This is a genomic window from Paractinoplanes toevensis, assembly GCF_018332695.1.
In the GTDB taxonomy this organism is placed as follows: Bacteria; Actinomycetota; Actinomycetes; order Mycobacteriales; family Micromonosporaceae; genus Actinoplanes; species Actinoplanes toevensis.
Genome location: NZ_BOQN01000030.1, coordinates 1 through 22269, shown reverse-complemented (window position 1 = coordinate 22269; position 22269 = coordinate 1). Strand labels below are relative to the sequence as shown.

18 protein-coding genes are annotated in these 22269 nt (G+C 72.2%); 10 read left to right on the top strand and 8 right to left on the bottom strand.

Going from position 1 to position 22269, the window contains the following annotated elements:
- Positions 1-21 precede the first annotated feature (21 nt).
- The gene (gene hemE / locus Ato02nite_RS11295) at positions 22-1056 is read right to left on the bottom strand and encodes a uroporphyrinogen decarboxylase (RefSeq protein WP_213006406.1); all 1035 of its coding nucleotides are present in this window, start codon (positions 1054-1056) and stop codon (positions 22-24) included.
- A 75-nt stretch (positions 1057-1131) separates the two neighbouring features.
- Between hemE and Ato02nite_RS11290 the strand changes: the two genes are divergently transcribed.
- Positions 1132-1698, top strand: a complete 567-nt coding sequence (locus tag Ato02nite_RS11290; protein ID WP_213006405.1) for a DUF3000 domain-containing protein — start codon at positions 1132-1134, stop codon at positions 1696-1698.
- 7 nt (positions 1699-1705) lie between these two features.
- Here Ato02nite_RS11290 and Ato02nite_RS11285 read toward each other — a convergent pair whose 3' ends face one another.
- Positions 1706-2677: a S1C family serine protease gene (locus tag Ato02nite_RS11285; protein WP_213006404.1), complete on the bottom strand. Its 972-nt coding sequence runs from the start codon at positions 2675-2677 to the stop codon at positions 1706-1708.
- A 153-nt stretch (positions 2678-2830) separates the two neighbouring features.
- On the opposite strand from Ato02nite_RS11285, the gene Ato02nite_RS11280 reads away from it, so the two are divergent.
- From Ato02nite_RS11280 to Ato02nite_RS51540, 5 genes are all read left to right on the top strand, one after another.
- Positions 2831-4144 carry a ribonuclease D gene (locus Ato02nite_RS11280; RefSeq protein WP_438873033.1) on the top strand — a complete coding sequence of 438 codons (1314 nt, stop codon included), beginning with the start codon at positions 2831-2833 and terminating at the stop codon, positions 4142-4144.
- A 198-nt stretch (positions 4145-4342) separates the two neighbouring features.
- Complete coding sequence (locus Ato02nite_RS11275) at positions 4343-5539, top strand: thiolase family protein (protein WP_213006402.1); 1197 nt, start codon at positions 4343-4345, stop codon at positions 5537-5539.
- Entirely contained in the window at positions 5536-7596 is a 2061-nt protein-coding gene (locus Ato02nite_RS11270; RefSeq protein WP_213006401.1) for a 3-hydroxyacyl-CoA dehydrogenase NAD-binding domain-containing protein, read from the top strand. Before Ato02nite_RS11275 ends, Ato02nite_RS11270 begins: the two co-directional genes overlap by 4 nt.
- 164 nt (positions 7597-7760) lie before the next feature.
- A complete protein-coding gene (locus tag Ato02nite_RS11265) occupies positions 7761-8798 on the top strand; it encodes a hypothetical protein (protein ID WP_213006400.1) in 1038 nt (345 codons plus the stop codon).
- 149 nt (positions 8799-8947) lie between these two features.
- A complete protein-coding gene (locus tag Ato02nite_RS51540; RefSeq protein WP_246606589.1) occupies positions 8948-10090 on the top strand; it encodes a DUF2637 domain-containing protein in 1143 nt (380 codons plus the stop codon).
- A 32-nt stretch (positions 10091-10122) separates the two neighbouring features.
- Here the strand turns inward: Ato02nite_RS51540 and Ato02nite_RS11255 are convergent, their stop codons facing one another.
- The 6 genes from Ato02nite_RS11255 to dxs all read right to left on the bottom strand — a co-directional run bounded on the left by Ato02nite_RS11255 (position 10123) and on the right by dxs (position 17926).
- A complete protein-coding gene (locus tag Ato02nite_RS11255) occupies positions 10123-11349 on the bottom strand; it encodes a sensor histidine kinase (protein ID WP_213006399.1) in 1227 nt (408 codons plus the stop codon).
- Positions 11346-12020: a response regulator transcription factor gene (locus Ato02nite_RS11250; RefSeq protein WP_213006398.1), complete on the bottom strand. Its 675-nt coding sequence runs from the start codon at positions 12018-12020 to the stop codon at positions 11346-11348. Before Ato02nite_RS11250 ends, Ato02nite_RS11255 begins: the two co-directional genes overlap by 4 nt.
- Before the next feature lie 68 nt (positions 12021-12088).
- Positions 12089-13312, bottom strand: coding sequence for a PQQ-binding-like beta-propeller repeat protein (locus Ato02nite_RS11245; RefSeq protein ID WP_213006397.1), 1224 nt, complete (start codon positions 13310-13312; stop codon positions 12089-12091).
- Positions 13313-13332: 20 nt separating this feature from the next.
- A complete protein-coding gene (locus Ato02nite_RS11240; protein ID WP_213006396.1) occupies positions 13333-14679 on the bottom strand; it encodes a PQQ-binding-like beta-propeller repeat protein in 1347 nt (448 codons plus the stop codon).
- 4 nt (positions 14680-14683) lie between these two features.
- Positions 14684-15973 carry an outer membrane protein assembly factor BamB family protein gene (locus Ato02nite_RS11235; protein WP_213006395.1) on the bottom strand — a complete coding sequence of 430 codons (1290 nt, stop codon included), beginning with the start codon at positions 15971-15973 and terminating at the stop codon, positions 14684-14686.
- A gap of 57 nt (positions 15974-16030) precedes the next feature.
- A complete protein-coding gene (gene dxs, locus Ato02nite_RS11230; RefSeq protein WP_213006394.1) occupies positions 16031-17926 on the bottom strand; it encodes a 1-deoxy-D-xylulose-5-phosphate synthase in 1896 nt (631 codons plus the stop codon).
- Positions 17927-18041: 115 nt separating this feature from the next.
- Here dxs and Ato02nite_RS11225 point away from each other — a divergent pair, with 115 nt between their 5' ends.
- The 4 genes from Ato02nite_RS11225 to Ato02nite_RS11210 all read left to right on the top strand — a co-directional run bounded on the left by Ato02nite_RS11225 (position 18042) and on the right by Ato02nite_RS11210 (position 21900).
- Complete coding sequence (locus Ato02nite_RS11225; protein ID WP_213006393.1) at positions 18042-18896, top strand: bifunctional 5,10-methylenetetrahydrofolate dehydrogenase/5,10-methenyltetrahydrofolate cyclohydrolase; 855 nt, start codon at positions 18042-18044, stop codon at positions 18894-18896.
- Positions 18897-19026: 130 nt separating this feature from the next.
- Positions 19027-20283 (top strand): helix-turn-helix transcriptional regulator, encoded by a 1257-nt coding sequence (locus Ato02nite_RS51535; RefSeq protein WP_246606575.1) that lies wholly within the window; start codon positions 19027-19029, stop codon positions 20281-20283.
- Complete coding sequence (locus tag Ato02nite_RS11215; protein ID WP_213006392.1) at positions 20280-21086, top strand: ATP-binding cassette domain-containing protein; 807 nt, start codon at positions 20280-20282, stop codon at positions 21084-21086. The genes Ato02nite_RS51535 and Ato02nite_RS11215 overlap by 4 nt, the downstream gene beginning before the upstream one ends.
- Positions 21087-21186: 100 nt before the next feature.
- Positions 21187-21900, top strand: a complete 714-nt coding sequence (locus Ato02nite_RS11210; RefSeq protein ID WP_213006391.1) for a hypothetical protein — start codon at positions 21187-21189, stop codon at positions 21898-21900.
- The last annotated feature ends 369 nt before the right edge of the window (positions 21901-22269 follow it).

Sequence of the window (22269 nt, the reverse complement as noted above, 5' to 3'; positions counted from 1 at the left end):
GGGGAGGGCCGAAAGTCCCGGTCAGCGCGCGGAGACGGTGTGCACCAGCTCGACCAGCCGGGTGAGCATGTCGGGATTCGTCTCCGGCAGCACGCCGTGGCCCAGGTTGAAGACGTGCCCGGGGGCCGCGCGGCCCTGCGCGAGCACCCGGCGGGCCTCCCGCTCCACGACGTCCCAGGTGGCGAAGAGCACCGCCGGGTCGAGGTTGCCCTGCACCGCCCGCTCCGGCCCGATCAGCGCCGTCGCCTGGTCGAGCGGGGTGCGCCAGTCGACGCCGACCACGTCGGCACCGGCCTCGCCCATCGCCCGGAGCAGGATCGACGTGCCAACACCGAAGTGGATGCGCGGCACCCCGGCGTCGGCCAGACCGCCCAGCACCTCGGCCGAGTGCGGCAGGACGAACTCGCGGTAGTCGGCCTCGCTGAGGGCGCCGGCCCAGGAGTCGAACAGCTGGACCGCGCTGACCCCCGCGTCGATCTGGGTGCGCAGGAACGCCGCCGTGATCCCGGCGAGCCGGGACAGCAGCGCGTGCCAGAGCTGCGGATCGCCGTACATCATCGCCTTGGTCCTGGTGTAGGTCCTCGACGGTCCGCCCTCGATCAGGTAGCTGGCCAGCGTGAACGGCGCTCCGGCGAACCCGATCAAGGGGGTGGCGCCGAGCTCGCCGACCAGCAGGCGGACCGACTCGCCGACGAACGAGACGTCGTCCGCGGTGATCGGGCGCAGCCGGTCCAGGTCGCCGGCCGTGCGGATCGGCTCGGCCACCACCGGGCCGGTGCCGGCCACGATGTCCAGGTCGACACCGGCCGCCGCGAGCGGCACCACGATGTCGCTGAACAGGATCGCCGCGTCGACGTTGTGCCGGCGGACCGGCTGCAGGGTGATCTCGGTGACCAGTTCCGGTCGGCGGCAGGACTCGAGCATCCCGACGTCCTCGCGGATCTTGCGGTACTCGGGCAGCGACCGCCCGGCCTGCCGCATGAACCAGACCGGGGTGTGCGGCACGCTCTGGCCGCGGCACGCCCGCACGAACGCCGAATCGCTAGCTGTCGTCACCGCGCAATGGTGCCATGCGTTGTTTCCGGCGCGGCGATCGACGACTGACAACGGTGATCGGCATAGGCTCACGGCATGGCGACCCCCTCCGCTCCCCCCGAGGCGTTCACCCGCGCCGTCGCCGGGTTGCGGGCGGCCGCGCCCCGGCCGGAGATCCTGCTCGAGGAGATCGCCGCGCCGCAGCGCCTCGCGCCGCACTCGTTCGCGCTGTCCGCGACCGTGCTGCGGTCCGGCGACGAGGTGGCGAGCGGACGGCTGATCCTGCTGCACGACCCGGCCGGACACGACTCGTGGCGCGGCGACGTTCGCCTGGTCACCCTGGTCACGGCGGAGCTGGAACCGGACATGGCGGGCGACCCGCTGCTGCCCGCGGTGGCCTGGACGTGGCTGACCGACGCGCTGGAGCAGCACGAGGCCGGTTACACCGCGATCGGCGGCACGATCACGCAGACCGCGTCGACCCGGTTCGGTGACCTGGCCGGGCCGCTGCCCACCGCCGACCTCGAGGTGCGCGCGTCCTGGACGCCGACCTCCACCGACACGGCCGCGCACCTGCTGGGCTGGTGCGCGATGCTCGCCTCGACCGCGGGACTGCCGCCGCCCGGGGTGACGTCCCTCTCGGAACGCCACCGGGTCGGTTAGCGATTCTCTAGCAGACGGCGAAGGTCGTGCAGGCCGTCTTGATCGGGATGGCCAGGCCGATGCCCTCGGCGTCCTTGGCCTTGGCGGTGGCCAGGCCGACCACCTGATTGCTGGAGTTGACCACCGGGCCGCCGGAGTTGCCCGGGTTGATCGGCGCGTCGAACTGGATCGTCGGGCCGTCCGGGTCGGAGGGACGGTAAGCGCTGATCACACCGGTCGTGACGGTGTCGTCCAGACCGAGCGGCGCGCCCACCACGACCACCTGCTGGCCGGGCCTGACCTGCGCGGTCGCCGTGGCCAGGGCCGGGATCTCCTGGTCGGCCCGCAGCAGCGCGAGGTCCTTGCCCTTGCTGACCTTCACGATGGTCGCTTTGATCTTCGTGTTGCCGCGTTCCAGGGTGACCGCCCGGCCGCCGTCGGTGTAGAGCTCGGCGACCACGTGATAGTTGGTGAACAGGTTCGACTGGCCACCCTGCGCCTTCGTGCCGACCGAGAACGCCGTACCGGTGAAGTCGCCCGCCCGGACCCGGAACACGCTCGGCAGCACCTTCGAGGAGACGGCCTCGGGGTCGAAGACCCCGGCCAACTCCTTCTCCAGCCGGTCGGTGCGGTCCTGCTCGGCCGCGAGCACCGAGTGCAGCGAGGCGTTGTCGCTGTTCATCGACTCGATGCGGTACGCCTGCCAACCGGCCACCGCCACCAGGACCCCGACCAGGCCGGCCGCCAGCGGCTTCACCCGGGGGCGGGCCGGCCGGGAACGCTCCGGTTCCGCGACGCTCTCCGGCGGGCCCGGCCAGCGCGGCTCGGGCTCCTGTTGCCAGGCCGGAGGGTACTGCGGTTCCTGGTACTGCGGCTGCTGATATCCGGTGCCGGACTGCCAGCTCGGCTCGCCGGTCCACTCCTCCGCGCGACGCCGGCCGCCGTACTGGTACTGGTCGGTGCCATCGGCAGGGATGAACGGGTCGTACGTGGTGGTCATCCGGCACGGCCTCCCGGGTCTCGGCGCCGTAGCGGCGCTGCGGGAGGTAGTACGCAGAGAATGCCTCCGCGGATGAACCCGCTTTCGATCGAGAAACGGCGCGCCGGTACCCGGCTGCACAATGCAGGGGTGGTGCACCCGTACGGTTACGGAGTGACCGACGAAGCACCCCTGCGCCGTCGGGACGAGCCAGAGCCGGCAGGGGACGGACGACCGCTCGCCGAGCCGCCCGACCCGACGTCTGGCGGTCCCGACCCCCTTCCCGCCTCCGTCCCGCTGACTGCCCCTCGCGAGGGCACCCCCCGCCCCGTCGAAACCGAGACCGAACTGGCCGAGGTGGTGGCCAAGATGTCGGCCGGCACCGGCCCCGTTGCCGTGGACGCCGAGCGGGCTTCCGGCTACCGCTACACGCAGCGCGCCTACCTGGTGCAGCTGCGCCGGGCCGGCGCGGGCACGGTGCTGATCGACCCCATGCCGCTGGACGATCTGCGCACCCTCGACGCCGCCCTGGCCGAGAGCGAATGGGTGCTGCACGCGGCCAGCCAGGACCTCGCCTGCCTGGCGGAGCTGGGCCTGAAACCGCGCCGGCTGTTCGACACCGAGCTGGCGGCCCGGCTGGCCGGCTTCGAACGGGTCGGCCTGGCCGCGCTCACCGAGCAGCTGCTGGGCTATTCCTTGGAGAAGCACCACTCCGCGGCCGACTGGTCGACCCGCCCGCTGCCCGAGTCGTGGCTGACCTACGCGGCCCTCGACGTCGAACTGCTCACCGATCTGCGCGACCTGCTGGCCGCCGAGTTGGACCGGCAGGGCAAGTCGGCGTGGGCGGCCGAGGAGTTCGCCGCCCTGGTCGCCAGCGCCGACCGTCCACCCCGGGTGCGCCCCGACCCGTGGCGCCGCACCTCCGGCATCCACCGGGTTCGCGGCGCGCGGGCGCAGTCCCGGGTCCGCTCCCTCTGGTATGCACGGGACGGTGTGGCCTCCCGCCGCGACTCGGCCCCCGGCCGGGTGCTGCCCGACTCGGCGATAGTGGCCGCCGCCGAGCAGGACCCGAAGGACGAACGGGCGCTGCTGGCCATCCCCGGTTTCGGCGGTCGCTCGGTGCGCCGCCTGGCCCGGGTCTGGCTGGACGCCCTGGACGAGGCCCGCGCCCTGCCCGACGACGCCCTGCCGGTGAACCAGCCGGTGGACGGCCCGCCACCACCGCACCGCTGGGCCGAGCGCGACCCGATCGCGGCGGCCCGGCTGGCCCGCTGCCGTCAGGTGGTGGTCACCACGGCCGAGTCCAACAATCTGCCACCGGAAAACCTGATCAGCCCCGATTACGTCCGCCGCCTGGCCTGGTCCCCACCGGACGAGGCGACCTCGCAGACGGTGGGCGACATCCTGCGCGGCTTCGGCGCCCGCAACTGGCAGGTTGCCCTGCTGGCCGATCAGCTGGCCGAGGCCCTGCCCGACCCGACCGCTTGACAGAGGGCGTACGTGCGGGCACCGCCCGTACGTACGCCGGCTCCTCCCCGGAAACCGCAAGCGAAGCACGCCGCCGGGTTCGGGCATGGTTTGGTGGGTCAGTTAATGCGCTTGTGACATTCCCGCGGGGCGGTGGCACTCCTTAGTTACCGACGAGTAGCATTCGCCTCACCGAAATATGCCCGCGAGGAGGCTTCTGTGCCCCGTGAAGTACGTGAGGTCGTCTTCGTCGACGGCGTCCGCACCCCGTTCGGCAAGGCGGGCGGCATGTATGCCGAGACCCGCGCCGATGACCTGGTCATTCGCTGCATCCGTGAGCTGATGCGGCGCAATCCCCAGCTTCCGCCCGAGCGGGTGGACGAGGTGGCGATCGCGGCCACCACCCAGACCGGCGACCAAGGTCTGACGATCGGCCGCACCGCCGCCCTGCTTTCCGGCCTGCCCAAGACCGTGCCGGGCTACGCCATCGACCGCATGTGCGCGGGTGCCATGACCGCGGTGACCAACGTGGCCGGCGGCATCGCCATGGGCGCCTACGACATCGCGATCGCCGGCGGTGTCGAGCACATGGGCCGGCACCCGATGGGTGAGGGCGTCGACCCCAACCCGCGGATCCTGGCCGAGAAGCTCGTCGACCCGTCCGCGCTGGTGATGGGCTCGACGGCGGAGAACCTGCACGACCGCCTGCCGGAGATCACCAAGGAGCGGGTCGACCGCTACGGTCTCAACTCCCAGATCAAGACCGCCAAGGCGTACGCCGATGGCAAGCTTCAGGGTGACCTGGTGCCGGTGGCGCTCCGCAACGCCGAGCAGGGCTGGGGCCTCGCGACCGTCGACGAGGCGCCGCGCGAGACCTCGATGGAGAAGCTGGCCACGCTCAAGACGCCGTTCCGTCCGCATGGCCGGGTGACCGCCGGTAACGCCGCCGGTCTGAACGACGGTGCCACCGCTGCTCTGCTCGCGGACGAGGCTACCGCTCGGGAGCTCGGGCTGCCCGTCGCGATGCGCATGGTTTCGTTCGGCTTTGTTGGTGTAGAGCCGGAAATCATGGGATACGGGCCTATTCCCTCGACCGAGAAGGCCCTCAAGAAGGCCGGCCTGACGATCGACGACATCGGCCTGTTCGAGCTGAACGAGGCGTTCGCCGTCCAGGTGCTGGCGTTCCTCGACCACTACGGCATCGCCGACGACGACCCGCGGGTCAACCCGTGGGGCGGCGCGATCGCCATCGGTCACCCGCTCGCCTCCTCGGGCGTGCGGCTGATGACCCAGCTCGCGCGGCACTTCGCCGAGCACCCGGAGGTCCGCTACGGCCTCACCGCCATGTGCATCGGCATCGGCATGGGCGGCACGGTTGTCTGGGAGAACCCGAACTGGGAAGGGGCGTCCAAGTGATCGAGCACCCGAACGAGGTGGTCACCAAGGCCATCGTCCGGTTTGTCCAGGTGCCGGGGCTCGCGAAGCAGGCCGCGCTGATCACCCTGGACAACGGGTTCGACTACAAGAAGCCGAACAGCTTCGGCCCGGGCGGCCTGGCGTCGCTCGACGAGGCGATCACCAAGGCGACGGAAGCGGATCCCGCGTTCATCGCGATCACCGGCAAGCCCTACATCTTCTGCGTCGGCGCCGACATCACCGGCATTCCGTTCCTCACCTCGCGGGAACAGGCGCTCGAGCTCGGCGAGCTCGGCCACCGGGTGTTCGCGCGGCTGAAGAACTCGACGATCCCGACCTTCGCCTTCATCAACGGCGCCGCGCTCGGCGGCGGCCTCGAGGTCGCGCTGCACTGCCACTACCGCACGGTGTCGACCGGCGCGGCCGCGCTCGGCCTGCCCGAGGTCGCGATCGGCCTGGTGCCCGGCTGGGGCGGCAGCCAACTGCTGCCCAACCTGATCGGTGCCCCCGGCGCCGCCCAGGTGATCCTGCAGAACCCGCTCACCCAGAAGGTCCTGCGCCCCACGCAGGCCCGCGAGCTGGGCGTGGCCGACGAGCTCTTCGAGGCGGCCGACTTCCTGGAGTCGTCGCTCGCCTGGGCCGCTTCCGTCGTGAACAACGAAGTGACGGTGACCCGGCCCGAGGTCGACAAGGACATGTGGGACGGCGTGCTGTTCTTCGCCAAGCAGCAGCTCGACCAGCGGCTGCACGGCGCGGTCCCGTCCGCCAACAAGGCCCTCGAACTGCTCGCCCTGGCCAAGGACGCCACGTTCGCCGACGGCACGGCGGCCGAGACCGAGGCCCTCGCCGACCTGATCATGGGCGACGAGTCCCGGGCTTCGCTCTACGCCTTCGACCTGGTCCAGCGCCGGGCCAAGCGGCCGGTCGGGGTGCCCGACAAGTCGCTGGCCCGCAAGGTCACCAAGGTCGGCATCATCGGCGCCGGCCTGATGGCCTCCCAGCTCGCGCTGCTGTTTGCCCGCCGCCTGCAGGTGCCGGTCGTACTGACCGACCTCGACCAGACCCGGGTGGACAAGGGCGTCGGCTACGTCCTCGGCCAGATCGACAAGACCGTGTCGAAGGGGCGGATGGACGAGGGCACCGCGGCCAAGCTGCGCGGCCTGGTCTCCGGCTCGGTCGACAAGTCGGTCTTCGCCGACGCCGACTTCGTGATCGAGGCGGTCTTCGAGAACCTCGACCTGAAGAAGCAGATCTGGGCCGAGCTGGAGAAGATCGTCTCCCCGGAGGCGATCCTCGCCACCAACACGTCGTCGCTGTCGGTCACCGAGATGGCCGCCGACCTCGAGCACCCCGAGCGGGTCGTCGGCTTCCACTTCTTCAACCCGGTCGCGGTCCTCCCGCTCCTCGAGATCATCAAGGGTGAGAAGACCGACGACGTGACGCTGGCCACCGCGTTCGCCGTGGGCCGGGAGCTGAAGAAGTCGTCGGTGCTGGTCAAGGACGCGCCCGCGTTCGTGGTCAACCGGGTCCTGACCCGATTCACCAGCGAGGTCTTCAAGGCGGTCGACGCCGGTACGCCGCTGGACGTGGTGGACTCGGCGTTCGACCCGCTGGGCCTGCCGATGCGGCCGATCGCGCTGCTCCAGTTGGTCGGGCCGGCCGTCGCCTACCACGTGGGCGAGACGCTGCACGCGGCGTTCCCGTCGCGCTTCGTCGACTCGCCCAACCTCAAGAAGATCGTCGACGCCGGCCTGCCCCTGATGGACGACGACGAGATCAACCCCGAGGTGGCCAAGCTGGTGGCCGGCGGTTCCGCTCCGCTTTCCGCCGACGAGGTACGCGCGGCAGCACTCGAAGCCCTGGCCGAGGAGATCCGGCTCATGCTCGACGAGGGCGTGGTCGCCGAGGCCCAGGACATCGACCTGTGCATGGTGCTGGGCGCCGGCTGGCCGTTCCACCTCGGTGGCGTCACGCCGTACCTGGACCGCAGTGGCATCTCCGAGAAGGTGACTGGCCGGCGCTTCCTGCCGAAGGGCGTCGGAAGCCTGCCCGCCTGACAGTCGGATCGACGACGCCCCACACCGCCGCGGTGTGGGGCGTTGTCGTATTCACCAGGGGTTTGTCCGATCGGGTGTGATCGAGTAGCCCGGATAGGGGGGCGACCGCCCTGGCGGAGGGCCGATAGTCTCGCAAGCGGGATACCCGATCGATGGAGCTTTTGATGTCGCAGCCGCCGTACTCCGGTCAGCCTTCTTCCGGCCAGCCCTACCAGGGCGGCCAGCAGCCGCCTCAGTACGGTCAGCCGCAATACGGGCAGCCGCCGCAGCCGCCGCAGTACGGCCAGCCGCCATACGGCGGCCAGCCCAACCCGGACGTCCCGACCTCGGTGCCGCCGCAGCCGTCGTACCCGCCGACCACGGCGTACCCGACGTCCGGCCAGCCGGAGTACGGTTCGACCCCGCCCCCGCCGCCGTACGGGCAGCAGCCGCAGTACGGCCAGCCGGAGTACGGCCAGCCCGAGTACGGTCAGCAGCCGCCGCAGTACGGCCAGCCGCAGCAGCCGCAGTTCGGCCAGCCCGGCTTCCCGCCGCCGCAGCCGCCGAAGAAGTCGAAGGTCCTGCCGATCGTGCTGACCTCGATCGCGATCGTGCTGGTGCTCTGCGTCGGTGGCGTCGCCGCGATCTACATGATCGGCAAGAACAAGGTCGACGAGATCAACGACTCGGCGTCCGACTCGACGCTGCCGACCACCCAGAGCACCCAGACCGCCGAGCCGACGACCGAGCCGACCAAGGCGGCCTCCACCATCAAGATCGTCGAGCCGGCGACGCTGGGCGGCCGCCCGAAGCTGACCGACCCGCAGTTCGCCGACATCGCCAAGGAGCTGAAGGACGGCCTCGCGGCGGTCCCGTCGGCCACCAACTCGGTCGGCTCGCTCTACGGCACGGTGGAGAAGCAGGACATCGTCGTGGTCGCGGCGGCCGAGGCGCCGATCGACGACCCCGACAAGGAGCTGAACCAGACGTTCCTGGGTGCCGGCGTCGGCGGCCTGAAGATCACCAACATCGCCGAGGCACCGACCGGCTCGCTGGGCGGCACCGCCAAGTGCGGCAGCACCTCGACCTCCGGCATCGACATGGCGATCTGCAGCTGGGCCGACGAGGGCAGCCTCGGCATGGTGATCTGGTATTTCAAGTCGGTGAGCAAGGCCAAGGCCGAGTTCCCCAAGCTCCGCGCCCAGATCGAGAAGCGCAGCTGAGCGAGTCAAGTTGACACGCCGATAGCGGTGATCACGCATCGACAACGCTCCCGGCACGGACCTGTCACGGTTCCGGGCCGGGAGCGCTGTCGTAATCCTCAGCGGTCAGGATGGGGCGGTTCCCGATCAGGCTGAGGAGATCGATTCCGGTGGTGGTTCTGCAGCACCTGCGCCGCGTCCGGTGGGCGGTCCGCGCCACACTGTTGCTGGGTGTGGCCGCGTCCGTCGTCGCCAACGTCCTGCACGCGCTGGACAACCCGATCAGCCAGGCCATCGCCGCCTGGCCACCGCTGGCCCTGCTGCTCACCGTCGAGCTGATCTCCCGCGTGCCGGTGCACCGCCGCTGGCTGGCCGCGGCCCGGCTGATCGCCACCGCGACGATCGCCGGCATCGCCGCCTGGGTGTCCTACTGGCACATGGCCGGCGTGGCCGCCCGCTACGGCGAGACCGGCGCCTCCCCCTACCTTCTGCCGCTGTCGGTCGACGGCCTGATCGTGGTGGCCAGCATCTGCCTGGTCGAGCTGGGCGGCCGCATCACGTCCCTGGAGCGCGACGGCACCGACCTGCCCACAACAGCCGCCCACCCGGCCACGCACGCGACAGCCGCCCATCCGGCCACGCAGGCGGCGGCCGGCCGCCTGGCCACACACGCCACAGCCGCCCACCCGGCCACGCAGGCGGCGGCGGGCCACCCAGCCACGCACGCCACAGCCGCCCACCCGGCCACGCACGCGACGGCCACTGACGCCACCGTCCCCGACCCGGTAATCCCCGGCCTGATTCCCACACCGTCGATGAGCCCGCCCGGCCTGGACGCGACCGGGCCCGCCTTCGCCACGGAAACCACGGCGACCGCCGCCGCGCACGGTGGCGGCGCGGGTCGCGAGGCCGGTGGGCGCGCCAGCGGTTCACCGTTGCGCCGTCGCGCACTGGAGGAGGCGGCTGCCGCTCTTCCCCGGGCCACCGGTGCCGAAGGCACCGGGTTCAGCCCCACGGTGACCCGGCAGGCGCGGCCGCCGGCCGCCACCGGTCGTGCCGTTCCCGCGCAACGCAGCTCGGCCACCGTGAGAGCCGGCGCCACCCGGGTCGACGGGACCGTTCAGACGCGTACCGAAAAGAAAGAAAGAGCCCGACGCAGCCCGGCCGAAACGGTGGCCCTGGCCGATCGACTGAAGGCCGAGCGGCCGACGCTGACCGACGCCGAGATCGCCGCCGAGCTGGGCATCACGACGTCGCGCCTGCGCACGGTCCGCCGAGAGACGCAGGCCGGCGACCACACCCTGGCCGCCTGACCGCACGCGGAGACCGCACGCCGGGCCCGGACCTAAGTCGCTATGCCGAGGTTCTTGCCTCGCGGGACCGATGCGGTCGCGGCGACCACCGGGGTCGCGTCGGCGGTGGGCAGGGAGACGGTGACCTCGAGGCCGCCGCCGGGCTGGGCGACCGCGGAGACCGTGCCGCCGTGGGCGTCGCAGACGGCTCGGACGATCGACAGGCCCAGGCCGGAGCCGCGCGAGCCGGTGCGTTCCCAACCGCCGCGGCGGAACGGCTCGAACAGGCCCGGCACGTCGGCCGGCTCGACCTCGTAACCGGTGTTGCCGACCACCAGCCGCGCCTGCCCGTCGACCATCGAGGTGCGCAGCCAGAGCTTGCCGAGCAGGTGATTGTAGCGGATCGCGTTCTCGATGAGGTTGCCGGCGAGCCGGTCGAGCAGGGACGGGTCGCCCACCACGGGGGCCGGCTGCAGGTCGGTGGTGACCTCCAGCTTGAGGCGTTCGGCCTCGGGTTTCACCGCGGACAGCGCGTTGGTCACGCTCATCGCCAGGTCGGCGGGGACCTTGCGGGCCAGCCGCCGGCCCGACTGGGCTTCCGACCGGGCCAGCACGAGCAGGGCGTCGACCAGGCCGTTGGCCCGCTCGGAGGCGTTGCGGACCACCTTGGCCATGCGGCGGTACTCGGCCACGTCGGCCTCGTCGTCGCTGAGGGTCACGTCGATCTCGGTGCGCATGACGGCCAGCGGGGTGCGCAGTTCGTGCGAGGCGTTCGCGACGAAGCGCTTCTGCGACTCGAACGCGCCGGCCAGCCGGTCGAGCATGGCGTCGAAGGTGCGGGCCAGCTCGGCGACCTCGTCGTCCGCGCCGGAGTAGCGGATGCGTTGGTCGAGGGTTTCCTCGCCGAGGCGGCGGGCGGTCTGGGTGACGGCGTGCAACGGGCGCAGGGCGCGGCCGGCCACCGCGTAGGCCCCGGCGATGCCGATGATGCCGATCGCGAACAGCGCTACCAGGCCTTTGACCAGCACTTCACGGGAGGCCCGGTCGACCAGCCCGGCCTGCCAGCTCAGAGCGTCCTGGGTGGTGCCGTCGCGCAGGGTCACCTTCGAGCCATCGGCCAGGGCGACGACGGGGTGCATGGCGTCGCCGACCAGCAGCCAGGCGAGCAGCACCAGGATGGCGCCCGCCCCGACCAGCAGGATGCCGTTGAGCAGGGTGAGCCGCAGGCGCAGCGTCGGGCGCAGGTTGAGGCGGTTGCCGCGGCCCTGGTAGACGGTCACGAGAGGCCGACCGGTTCGGGCACCCGGTAACCGGCGCCGACCACGGTCTCGATCAGCGGCGGGTCGCCGACCTTCTTGCGCAGGGTCATCACGGTCACCCGGACGGTCGTGGTGAACGGGTCGGTGTTGGCGTCCCACACCCGTTCCAGCAACTCTTCGCTGGACACCACGCCGCCGCGCGCCTTGAGCAGCTCTTCGAGCACCCCGAACTCCTTGTTGGTGAGCTCGATCGGCACGCCGCCGCGGGTGACGACCCGGCGGGTCTGGTCGAGCACCAGGTCACCGGCGGTGAGCACGGGCGGCGCGGCCGGGGTGGCGCGGCGGCCGAGGGCCTGCACCCGGGCCACCAACTCCTCGAAGGCGAACGGCTTGGCGAGGTAGTCGTCCGCGCCGAGCTGCAGACCCTCGACCCGGTCGGCGACCGTGCCGCTGGCGGTGAGCATCAACACCCGGGTGAGCGCACCCGACTCGACCAGGGCCGCGCAGATCTCGTCACCGTGCATGCCGGGCAGGTCCCGGTCGAGGACAACCACGTCGTACCGCGTCACGTACGCCATCTCGTGGCCCTGGAGACCGTCGTAGGCGACGTCGACCGCCATGCCTTTGCGCCGCAGTCCCCGTGCGATCGCGTCGCAGAGGTTCCGCTCGTCTTCGACCACCAATACGCGCACCGCTGACCCTCCGTCGCCGACGCCGCTCAGCCTTCCCAATCGGGTGTGAAGACGCCGTAAGAGAGAGGTTACCCAAGGTGCCAGATGGCGACGGAGGCGTCGACGAGCCGGCAGATGAGCGCGCCGGAACCGACCTCGCAGTCACCGGAGACACGTGCGGCGGTGCCCAGGTAGTCGACCTCGCGGGTGGCCGGGTCGAGCACCCCGTAGTAGCGGTCGTCCTTCATCCCGTAGAGCCGGCCGCCGGCCACGCCGAGGCCCCGCCAGCCGCCGAAGTTGCCGAGCGGTTCGCCGTCGGCCGGGTCGATCACCCAGTAGACCTGGTCCTCACCGGCGCTGCCCAGCAGATAGCCGCCGTACGGTTCGGCCCACGCCCATCGCGGCGACCGCCACAACTCGCGACCGGTGGCCGGGTCGAGGGCGGTCATCCCGCGCTGCTGCCGGAACGTGCAGATGAGCCGGCCGCAGTCGGCTTCCATCCAGCTCTGCGACAGGTCGACCGCGGTGTGCCAGAGCCGGGTCAGGTCGGGCAGGCGGTAGCCGTCGAAGCCGTGCCCGGTGTCGGCCATGACCAGGTCGCTGACCGGCCAGAGCAGCCCGTTGGCCCGGCCGGTCAGCGCGGGCACGGTGGCCGCGGCGAGACGCCGCCCGGTGTGCGGGTCGTAGGTCTCCAGCCGGCCCGAGTCGGTGGTCAGCACCAGCCAGTGGGGAAAACCGTCGCCGGCCGGCGCGATGTACCCGTCGGCCGGGCGCGGCACCCGCCAGCGCAGCGCGCCGGTCCGCACGTCGACGGCGATCATGCCGCTGTCGTCGTCGAGGAGCGCGATCCCGTCGGCCGCGGAGGTGCCGACCAGTCGGGCGTTGCGGCGCCACGAGGGCGTGGCGGAGCCGACGACCTGCGCCACCACGCCGGTGTTGCCGCTGGTGTTGAACTGGTAGGCGACCACGAGGACGTCACCGGCCTGCTGGACCCCGACGACCGCGCCGGCCACCGTGACGGCGGTGCGGCCGAGCGGGGAGGCCGCCGGCAGCCGATAGCCGGCGATGACCCGGTTCATGTAGGTCTCGAGCCGGCCGGTGCCGACGACGAAGAGCCGGTCGCCGTCGACGAAGGTGGCGTCGCCGAGCCGGGCCGGGATGATCGCCGGCGGCCGCGGTGGAAGCCGCGGGGCGGAGCCGGCCAGCACGGCCAGCAGCACCAGGGAGAGCACGCCGAGCACGGCCCGGTACGGCACCGGCTGGGGATGCTCGGCCGGCGCGGCGACACTGAGATCGATCAGCGCCTCGGCCATGATTCCATCATCATGCGGCCTCAGGACCGATAGGCCCAGATCTCCAGGCCGTCGTTGCCGCGGCACATCACGTACGCGTGGTTGGAGCCGCATTCGCTGACCGGTCCGGTGCTGGCCCCGAGGACCTGCACCCGGTCGCCGAGCACCGCCCCGAACGCGCTGCGCCCGCCGGCGAGGGATTTGCGCAACACGAGCGGCGCCCCGGCCCCACCGGAGATCTCGGCGCTCCAGCCGTTCAGGTCGACCCGCTGCGCACCGGTGGCCGGGTCGACGAGCCGGAGCGGGGCGTCGGCGCCGGTCACGATCTCGATCACGTAGTCGCCGAGCATGTCCAGGTCGACGGTGGCGGGCGCCCGCCAGGCCACCCGCCCGGTGGCCGGGTCGAGCACGTCGAGGGCGTTGCGCGGCCCGGAGCAGAGCACCGCCCCGCAGTTCGGCGGGTCGAGCAGGACCTGGGGTTCGGGGTACTGCCAGAGCCGGGCGAGGGTGTCGGGGGCGTAGACGACGTCCTCGGCGGGCACGCCGTCCGTGCCGTAGTAGACGACGATCATGCCGCGGAGCAGGGCGCCACCGATCGGGCGCTGGACGCCGAGCCGGGGCAGGAGGGCGGTGCGCTGGACGGTCCCGGTGTCGCCGTCGATGCGTTCGAGCCGGTCGGAGGCCACCACCAGCACGGCGGAACCGCTGGTCAGGACGTTGATCGAGCCGGGCAGGGCGACCGTCCAGCGGGTGTCGCCGGTGACCAGGTCGACGCCGCGGACCTCGGTGCGGACCGGCGGTTCGACGTGCGGCTGGCCGGTGGACGAGAAGTAGAGCAGGCCCGGGTCGCCGGATTCCTGGTCGTAGAGGGTGCCCTCGCGGAACACCTGGTTCTGCACGACGCCGATGTGCCCGCCCGCCAGCGGGTAGATGCCGACCTCCGAGTGGAAGCGGCTCCGGCCGGTGGCGGCGTCCACGACGGTGGTGGCCGGTCCGTCGCTGAGCAGCACGGCGTCGCCGGCCTGCCGGGCCTCCACCCCGCCGAACCCGATGTCGTCCGGCCCGATCACCCGTCCGGGGTAGCGGACGGTCCACAGTTCGCGCGGCGGCGAATTCAGTTCGAAGGCGGTGGTCACCCGCTCACCGCCGGAGCCGGAGATGGTGTAGATCCGGTCGCCGATCAGCCGGGTCTGGGTCTCGGCGCCGCCCGGCGGTGGCACCGCGCCGAGGTATCGCCACATGGTCCGGTGGGGCTGGGCCGCGCCGCCGAGGGCGAACGCGAGCACCACGGCGAGGATCAGGCCGGGGAGGCGGTAACGGTAGGCGGGTGGCGGCGTGCTGGGCGTCAGGTCGGGCTGGGCGGTCAGGTCCAGCTCGATCAGCGCCAACGCTTCACCCTTCCTGGTACGCCCAGACGACGAGTTCGCCGTACATCGTCCGGCAGATCAACCGGGCGGGTGCGGCCTGGCAGTCGCCGGTGCCGGCGGGCAGCGCGGCAAGCGGTTGTGGTCGCGCGTCGCCCGGGTGAGCGACGGCGACCATGCTACGGGCTCCGTCGTCGACCGAGCGGATGAGCACCAGGCGGCCGTCGGTGCCGGTGCCGGTGACGGGTCGCCAGCCGTCGAGGTCCACCCGGACGGCGCCGGTGACCGGGTCGATGACGCCGACCGGGTCGGAGCCGTCGGGCTCGCCGTAGGCGATGAGCGTCGTCCCGTACTCCTGGATGCCCTGCCAGCCGCGGTGCGACCAGAGCTGGTCGCCGGTGGCCGGGTCGAGGGCGCGCACCTCGTCCGAACCGGACAGGCAGGCCAGCACGCCGCACGCCGACATCTGATAGGAGTTTCCGGCCGGCACGGTCCACGTCTGTTTGAGCGTCACCGGGTCGTACGCCGAGATCTCCGGCCCGAGGATGCCGGGGTGCCGCAGCAGGATCCGCCCGCCGGCCACGATCGGGTTGTCCGGGTTGTAGTCGGCGGCCGGCACCGTGGTCGAGGCCAGCCGGCGGCCGTCGGTCAGGTCGTGCAGGGCGAGCGTCCGGTCGTCGTGCACGAGCAGCATCCGGGAGGCGTCGTCGGCCCGGCCGGGCACCCCGATCAGCACCGCGGTGGACGGCACCCGCACGGTCCATCGCGTGTTGCCGGTGATCGGGTCGACGGCGTCGATCGGCCCCTGCACCCGGCGGCCGCTGCCGGTGAGGCTGCGCACCGAGTCGACGGCGAGCAGCGCGGTCGAGCCGGCCACGGTGACCACGGTGCCGGGCCGCTCCCACTGGGCGGCGCCGGTGAAGCTGGAGACGGCGGTGGTGGCCGGTTCGGTGGCGCTGGTGGTCCAGGGCCGCATCAGCACCAGCCCGCCGGACAGCCGCAGCCGGTAGGCGGGGGTGGACTGCCCGGCCTGCCACTTCAGCTTCCCGCTGTCCAGGTCGTAGGAGGTCAGCAGGCCGAAGGTCTGGGCGAGCAGCTGGCCGTCGCCGGTCACCGCGTACGTGTCGGCCGGCCCGATCTGCAGCCGGAAGAGCGGGTTCATCGGCGGCTTGGCGGGCCCGGCCGAGGCACCGGCCAGCAGCAGCACCAGCACCCCGAGCAGGGCGGCCGGTGACCAGGACTGGACCGACGAGCGGTTCCGGTCCCGGTACTGCAGCGGTTCGCCCCGGTCGTAGCCAAGATCGATGACGACGTCCATGGACCAAAAATAACGACTAGATAACGGAACCGCCCGCCGGCGGTCCCGTTCATACCGTTATGCGACTTCTATTGAGGCATCGTCCATCCGGGACACCCACTCAATGACGTCCCGGGCGATGTCCTGCGCGGTCAGGCCGAGCGCGGTCAAGATCTCCGACCGGCTGCCGTGCGGGTGGAAGCCCACCGGCACGCCGAAATCGCGCAGCGGCACGTCCACCGCCGCGTCGCGCAGAGCGCTCGCCACCGCGTCGCCGACCCCGCCGGCCCGCACCCCGTCCTCCAGGGTGACCACCCGGCGATGCTGACCGGCCAGGCCGATCAGCTCGATCGGCACCGGGCGCACCCAGCGCGGGTCGACCACGGTGACGCCGTAACCCTGCCCGGCCAGCCGCTCGGCGACCTCGAGGCCGAGCCCGGCGAACGAGCCCACCGCCACCAGCAGAACGTCCTTGCGGTCGTCGTCGCGCAGCACGTCGACCTGGCCGAGGCGGCGCACGGCCGGGGTGGCCGCTGCGACCGCGCCGGTCGGGAACCGCACGATCGTCGGGCCGTCGTCGATCGCGATCGCCTCGCGCAACTCCTCGCGCAGGCTGGCGGCGTCCCGCGGGGCGGCGATCCGCAGGCCCGGCACCACGCCGAACACGCTCATGTCCCAGATGCCGTAGTGGCTCGGCCCGTCCGGCCCGGTGATGCCGGCCCGGTCCAGCACGAACGTCACCGGCAGCTCGTGCATCGCGACGTCCAGCAGCACCTGGTCGAACGCCCGGTTGAGGAACGTGGCGTAGACCGCGACCACCGGGTGCAGGCCGCCCATCGCGAGGCCGGCCGCGCTGGTGGCGGCGTGCTGCTCGGCGATGCCGACGTCGTAGGCGCGCTCCGGGTATTTCTTGGCGAGCTCCGCGATGCCGGTCGGCTCGGCCATGGCCGCGGTGATGCCGACCACGTCGACCCGCTCGTCGGCGATCTTCACGAGCTCTTCGGCGAAGACGTGCGTCCACTTCACCGACGGCTTGGCCAGCAACTTGCCGGTCTCGGCGTCGAAGCTGCCCGGACCGTGGAAGCGGTCGGCCTCGTCCTGCTCGGCCGGCCGGTAGCCGAAGCCCTTGCGGGTCACCGCGTGCACGATGACCGGCGCGTTGTAGCCCTTGGCCCGGCGCAGCGCCGACTCCATCGCGACGATGTCGTGGCCGTCGATCGGGCCGATGTACTTGATGCCGAGGTCCTCGAACATCGGCTGCGGGCTGACCGCGTCCTTGATGCCCTTCTTGACCGCGTGCAGCACCTCGTAGGCGGGCTTGCCCACCACCGGGGTCGAGCCGAGAGCATTTTTCACCAGGTCGAGCACCCGCTCGTAGCCCGGGTTGAGCCGCAGCGTGGACAGGTGGTCGGCCAGCCCGCCGATCGTCGGCGCATAGGAGCGGCCGTTGTCGTTGACGACGATGACCAGGCGGTTCTTCGCCGCGGCGATGTTGTTGAGCGCCTCCCAGCACATGCCCCCGGTGAGCGCGCCGTCGCCGACCACGGCCACGGTGTGCCGGTCCTCGCCGCGCAGCGCGAACGCCTTGGAGAGACCGTCCGCATATGACAGCGCGGTGGACGCGTGCGAGTTCTCGATGAGGTCGTGCTCGCTCTCCGCGCGCGACGGGTACCCCGAGAGGCCGCCGCGCTGGCGGAGCAGGTCGAAGCCGTCCTGGCGGCCGGTCACGATCTTGTGAACGTAGGCTTGGTGGCCGGTGTCGAACAGCACCCGGTCCCGCGGCGAATCGAAAACCCGGTGCAGCGCCAGGGTGGTCTCCACCACACCGAGGTTGGGGCCGAGGTGGCCGCCGGTGCGGGAAACCTTGGCCACGAGGAAGTCACGGATCTCGGCGGCCAGCTGCGTCAGCTGCTCGGTGGTGAGGCGCTTGAGGTCACCGGGACAGGTGATGGACGCCAGCAGGGCTTCGCTCATGAGCGTGAAGTCTATCGGCGGCGCGCCGCCCCGCACGCCACGCGAACGGACAGTGCGACCTCCTACACACAACCTGCACAAGGCTGAGACCGGATCGTAAGGCAAGCTTGCGGGCATGACCGCCCGTCTTCTTCCCGGCGCTCCGGTCGCCGAGGCCGTGCTCGCCGACGTGACCACCCGCGCCGCCCGTCTCCGCGAGGCCGGCATCGTGCCGAGCCTCGCCACCATCCTGGTCGGCGACGACGACGCCAGCGCCGGCTACATCCGGATCAAGCAGCGCCAGGCCGCCGAGCTGGGCTTCGAGTCGCCGCACCGGCACCTGCCGGCCGACACCACGCAGGCGGAACTGCACGAGGTGATCGCCGGTTTCAACACCGACAAGACCGTGCACGGCGTGCTGATCCAATACCCGATCCCCGGCCACCTCGACTACGACGCCGCGCTGCAGACCCTCGACCCCGACAAGGACGTCGACGGCATGCACCCGCTCAACATGGGCCGGCTCGCGGTCGGCCTGCCCGGCCCGCTCCCCTGCACTCCCGCGGGCATCGAGGCGCTGCTGGCCCACCACGAGATCCCGGTGGCCGGCCGCGAGGTGGTCATCCTGGGCCGCGGCGCCACGCTCGGCCGCCCGCTCGCGATGCTGCTGGCCCAGAAGCGCCCCACCGCGAACGCCGCGGTCACCGTCGTGCACACCGGCGTCGAGGACTGGCCGCGCTACACCCGCCGCGCCGAGATCCTGATCGCCGCGGCCGGCGTCCCCGGCATCATCCAGCCCGAACACGTCCGGCCCGGCGCCGTCGTGATCGGCGCCGGCGTCCGCTACGAGGGTCGCCGCCTGCTCCCCGACGTCGACGAGAGCTGCGCCGAGGTCGCCGGCGCGATCACCCCGCGGGTCGGCGGGGTAGGCCCGACCACGGTCGCCATGCTCTTCCGCAACGCGATCCAGGCGGCCGAACGCTCCGCATAGGCGACCCGAGCAAGCTGCGTTTTTCATAAGTACGGGCCGGCCCGAGTCCCGGATCCACCGGCGCCGGCCAGGCGCGGCGCCGGGGCCGGAGCGCGCCTTTCGCGTGGGGCGGTCCGGCAGGATCAACCCCATGCGACAGCAGACAACCACCCGGGAGGTGGCCGGCCCCTGGTCGCTGGCCACCTCCCGCCGGTTCTGGGAAGGCTTCACCCCGGCGGCCCTGCGCGACCAGCCCCGCGACGAGGCGTTACGAACCGTCTTCCGGGTCGAGCGCGACTGGTCGGCCGCCACCGCGACCGTGCGGCAGGACGGCAGCACCGCCCACCTGACCGTGGCCGGCCCCGGCGACCTGGACGCGGCCGCCGAACAGACCGCCCGTTTCCTGGCCCTCGACGTGGACGCCCGCGACTGGCCCGCCGTCGGCACCCGGGACCGGGTCATCGGCGCGGCCCAGCAGCGCCTGCCCGGGTTGCGGCCGTGTGGCTTCCACTCCCCCTACGAGGCCGCGGCCTGGGCCGTCCTGTCCCAGCGCGTGCGCATCCCCGAGGCGGCCCGCCTGCGCGAGACCCTGCTCGGCCCGGACGGCGCCTTCCCGGCCCCCGACCGGCTCCGAGCCCTCGAGCTGGACCTGCCCGGCCCCAAGGCCGAGTACCTGCGGTCGATAGCCGAGGCCGCCCTGGCGGGAGTCCTGGACGGCGCCCGGCTACGAGCGCTGGACGCACCCACCGCGATGGCCGAGGTGCAACAGGTGAAAGGCCTGGGCCCGTTCGGCGCGGAGCTGGTCATCCTGCGCGGCGCCAACCACCCCGACGCCGTCCCGCAGCACGAGACCCGCCTGAAGTCCGAGATCACCGCCCGCTACGGCCCCGGCACCACCCTCGACCAGGTCTCCCCGGCCTGCAGCCGTTCCGCACCTGGGCCGCCGTGCACCTGCGCGCCCTCCGCGAGCTGGGCGACTAGTAAGGCAGCCTGCTTAGCAGCTAGCCTACCTACCATGGTGGTATCCCGCCCGTGGCTGCACGGGTTCCTAGATCTGTGCCTGCTGGCGATGCTGCGCGAGAAGCCCGACTACGGCTACGGCCTGGCCCAGCGCCTGGCCGCGGCCGGCGTCGCCGACGTGCCCGGCGGCACGCTCTACCCCGCCCTGCTCCGCCTGGAACAGCAGGGCCTGGCCGCGCCGAACTGGCACCCCTCCGAGTCAGGCCCACGCCGCAAGTACTACGCCGTGACCCCGGCCGGCCGAGCCGAACTGGACGCCCAGGCAACGGAGTGGCAGCAGTTCCGCACCGGCATAGACACCTTGATCGCAGCCGGCGCCAACCACCCCCTCCCGGCCGACGCCGTCGCCGGGACGGGCCGCGCGGCGGGTTCGGAGGAGCCGCGGTGACCGGCTGGGACTCCCGGTTCGAGGCCGAACTGTTGCGGCTCGGCGTGCAGCCCGGCCGGGCGCGGCAGCTCGCCGACGAGACCACCCAGCAGGCCGCCGAGTGCGCGGCCGCGCCGGACAGCCTGTTCGGCCCGGCCCACCTCTACGCCCGGCACCTGCTCACCGAACTCAACACCGCGACCCTGCCGCTCAGCGGCACGAAGGGCCCGGTGCGGCTACGGCTCACCGGAGTCGGCAAGCGTTACCGCCGCCGCACGGTGTTCGCCGGCGTGAACCTGACCGTCCGGGCCGGCGAGGTAGCGGCCATCGTCGGCGCCAACGGCTGCGGCAAGTCGACCCTGCTCCGCATCTGCGCCGGCCTGACCCGCCCGACCAGCGGCAGCGTGCAACGAACCCGCCGGGTCGGCTTCGTCCCGCAGGACGCCGGCACGGCCGGCTGGCTGACCGCCGACGAACACTTCACCCTGTTCGGCGCGGCCGCCGGGATGGCACCCCGCCGCTCCCGCTCAACCGGCGAGCACCTGGCCGCCAAGCTGGCTTGGCGCCCGGCGAAATCGCAGCTGACCCAGCACCTGTCCGGCGGCACCCGGCAGAAACTCAACCTGGTCCTAGGCGAGCTGCACGCCCCCGACCTGCTCCTGCTGGACGAGCCCTACCAGGGCTTCGACCAGGGCACCTACCTGGACTTCTGGCAACAGGTCCAGTCCTGGCGAGACGCCGGCCGCGCAATCGTGGTGGTAACCCACCTGCTGCACGACCTCCAGCACGTAGACCACGTCCACGACCTCGGAGCCACCGCATGACCATCCACAACGCGGCACCCGACCGCGCCCGGACAGGAGGGCGCGGCATGACCGCCCACACCAAGCGGCACCCCACCGCGCCCGGACAGGAAGCCGCGGCATGACCGCGCTGGTGGTGGCCGCCCTGTCCGCCCGCGAGGTGAGCCGGCGTCGCACCGCGCTGGTGTTGGTGGTGACCCTGCCGCTCTGGTTCTACCTGGTCCGGCGCGACCTGACCGGTCAATCGGTGCGGATGCTGACGCTCGGCATCGGCTGGGCCGTCTCCACGCTCACCCTGTTCGTGGTGAACGCCTCCCGCGGCGTCGACCCCCGCCTGCGGCTCAGCGGCGCCTCGACGGCCGCGGTGATCGGCGGCCGCCTGCTCGCGATGACCGGCGGCGGGGTAGCGCTGGCCCTCGGTTACTGGGTACTGACGGCACTCGACCAGGACCTGGACCGTCCCGCCGTGGTGGCGCTGATCATGGTCCTGGCCGCGGTCCTGGCGGCTCCGCTGGGCGGCCTGGTCGCCGCACTCCTGCCGCGCGAGCTGGAGGGCGCCCTGGCACTGCTCAGCATCTGCGCGGTGCAGATGCTCGCCGACCCGGCCGGCCTCGCCGCCAAACTGATGCCGTTCTGGTCGGTCCGCGAGATCGGAACCTACGCGATCGACGCCACCACCCCCGACTACCTCTGGCGGGGCCTGATCCACGCCACCGTCACCTGGCTGATCTGCACCGGCGGCACGTGGGCGATCTTCGCCTGGCGCCTACGTCTCCCCCGCTACCCGGAGCCCGGGCCGGACGAGCAGTTCCCAACTCCCGACCGGCGCGCCTAGGAGCCTGCCCGGCCGATCACGAGGGCTAGGGCGTGGCCCAGGCAGCGTCTCGCCCCCGAGTGATCGCCGGCAGGGCGGGTCCCTTGAAGATCACCCGAGTCGTCGTCCCACATCGCGGCAACCCGGTCCTGCTGTATGGGCGGCGCTTCCACATCGTGAGCCGCGCCCGGCGGCCGGTCTGCCGCCCGGCGCGTTCGAACCCGGCCTGGCCGGCCTCGACGACCTGGCACCCCTGGCCGAGCGCCCAGACATGCCGCATATATCCGCCAGCGGCACCCAGATTTGCCTCGACCTTGTCGAGTTCCCGTGCGGACCGCGCACCAGATCCACAAGATCTGCCACAGCGGCGGCCGGCACAGCGGGCCGGCA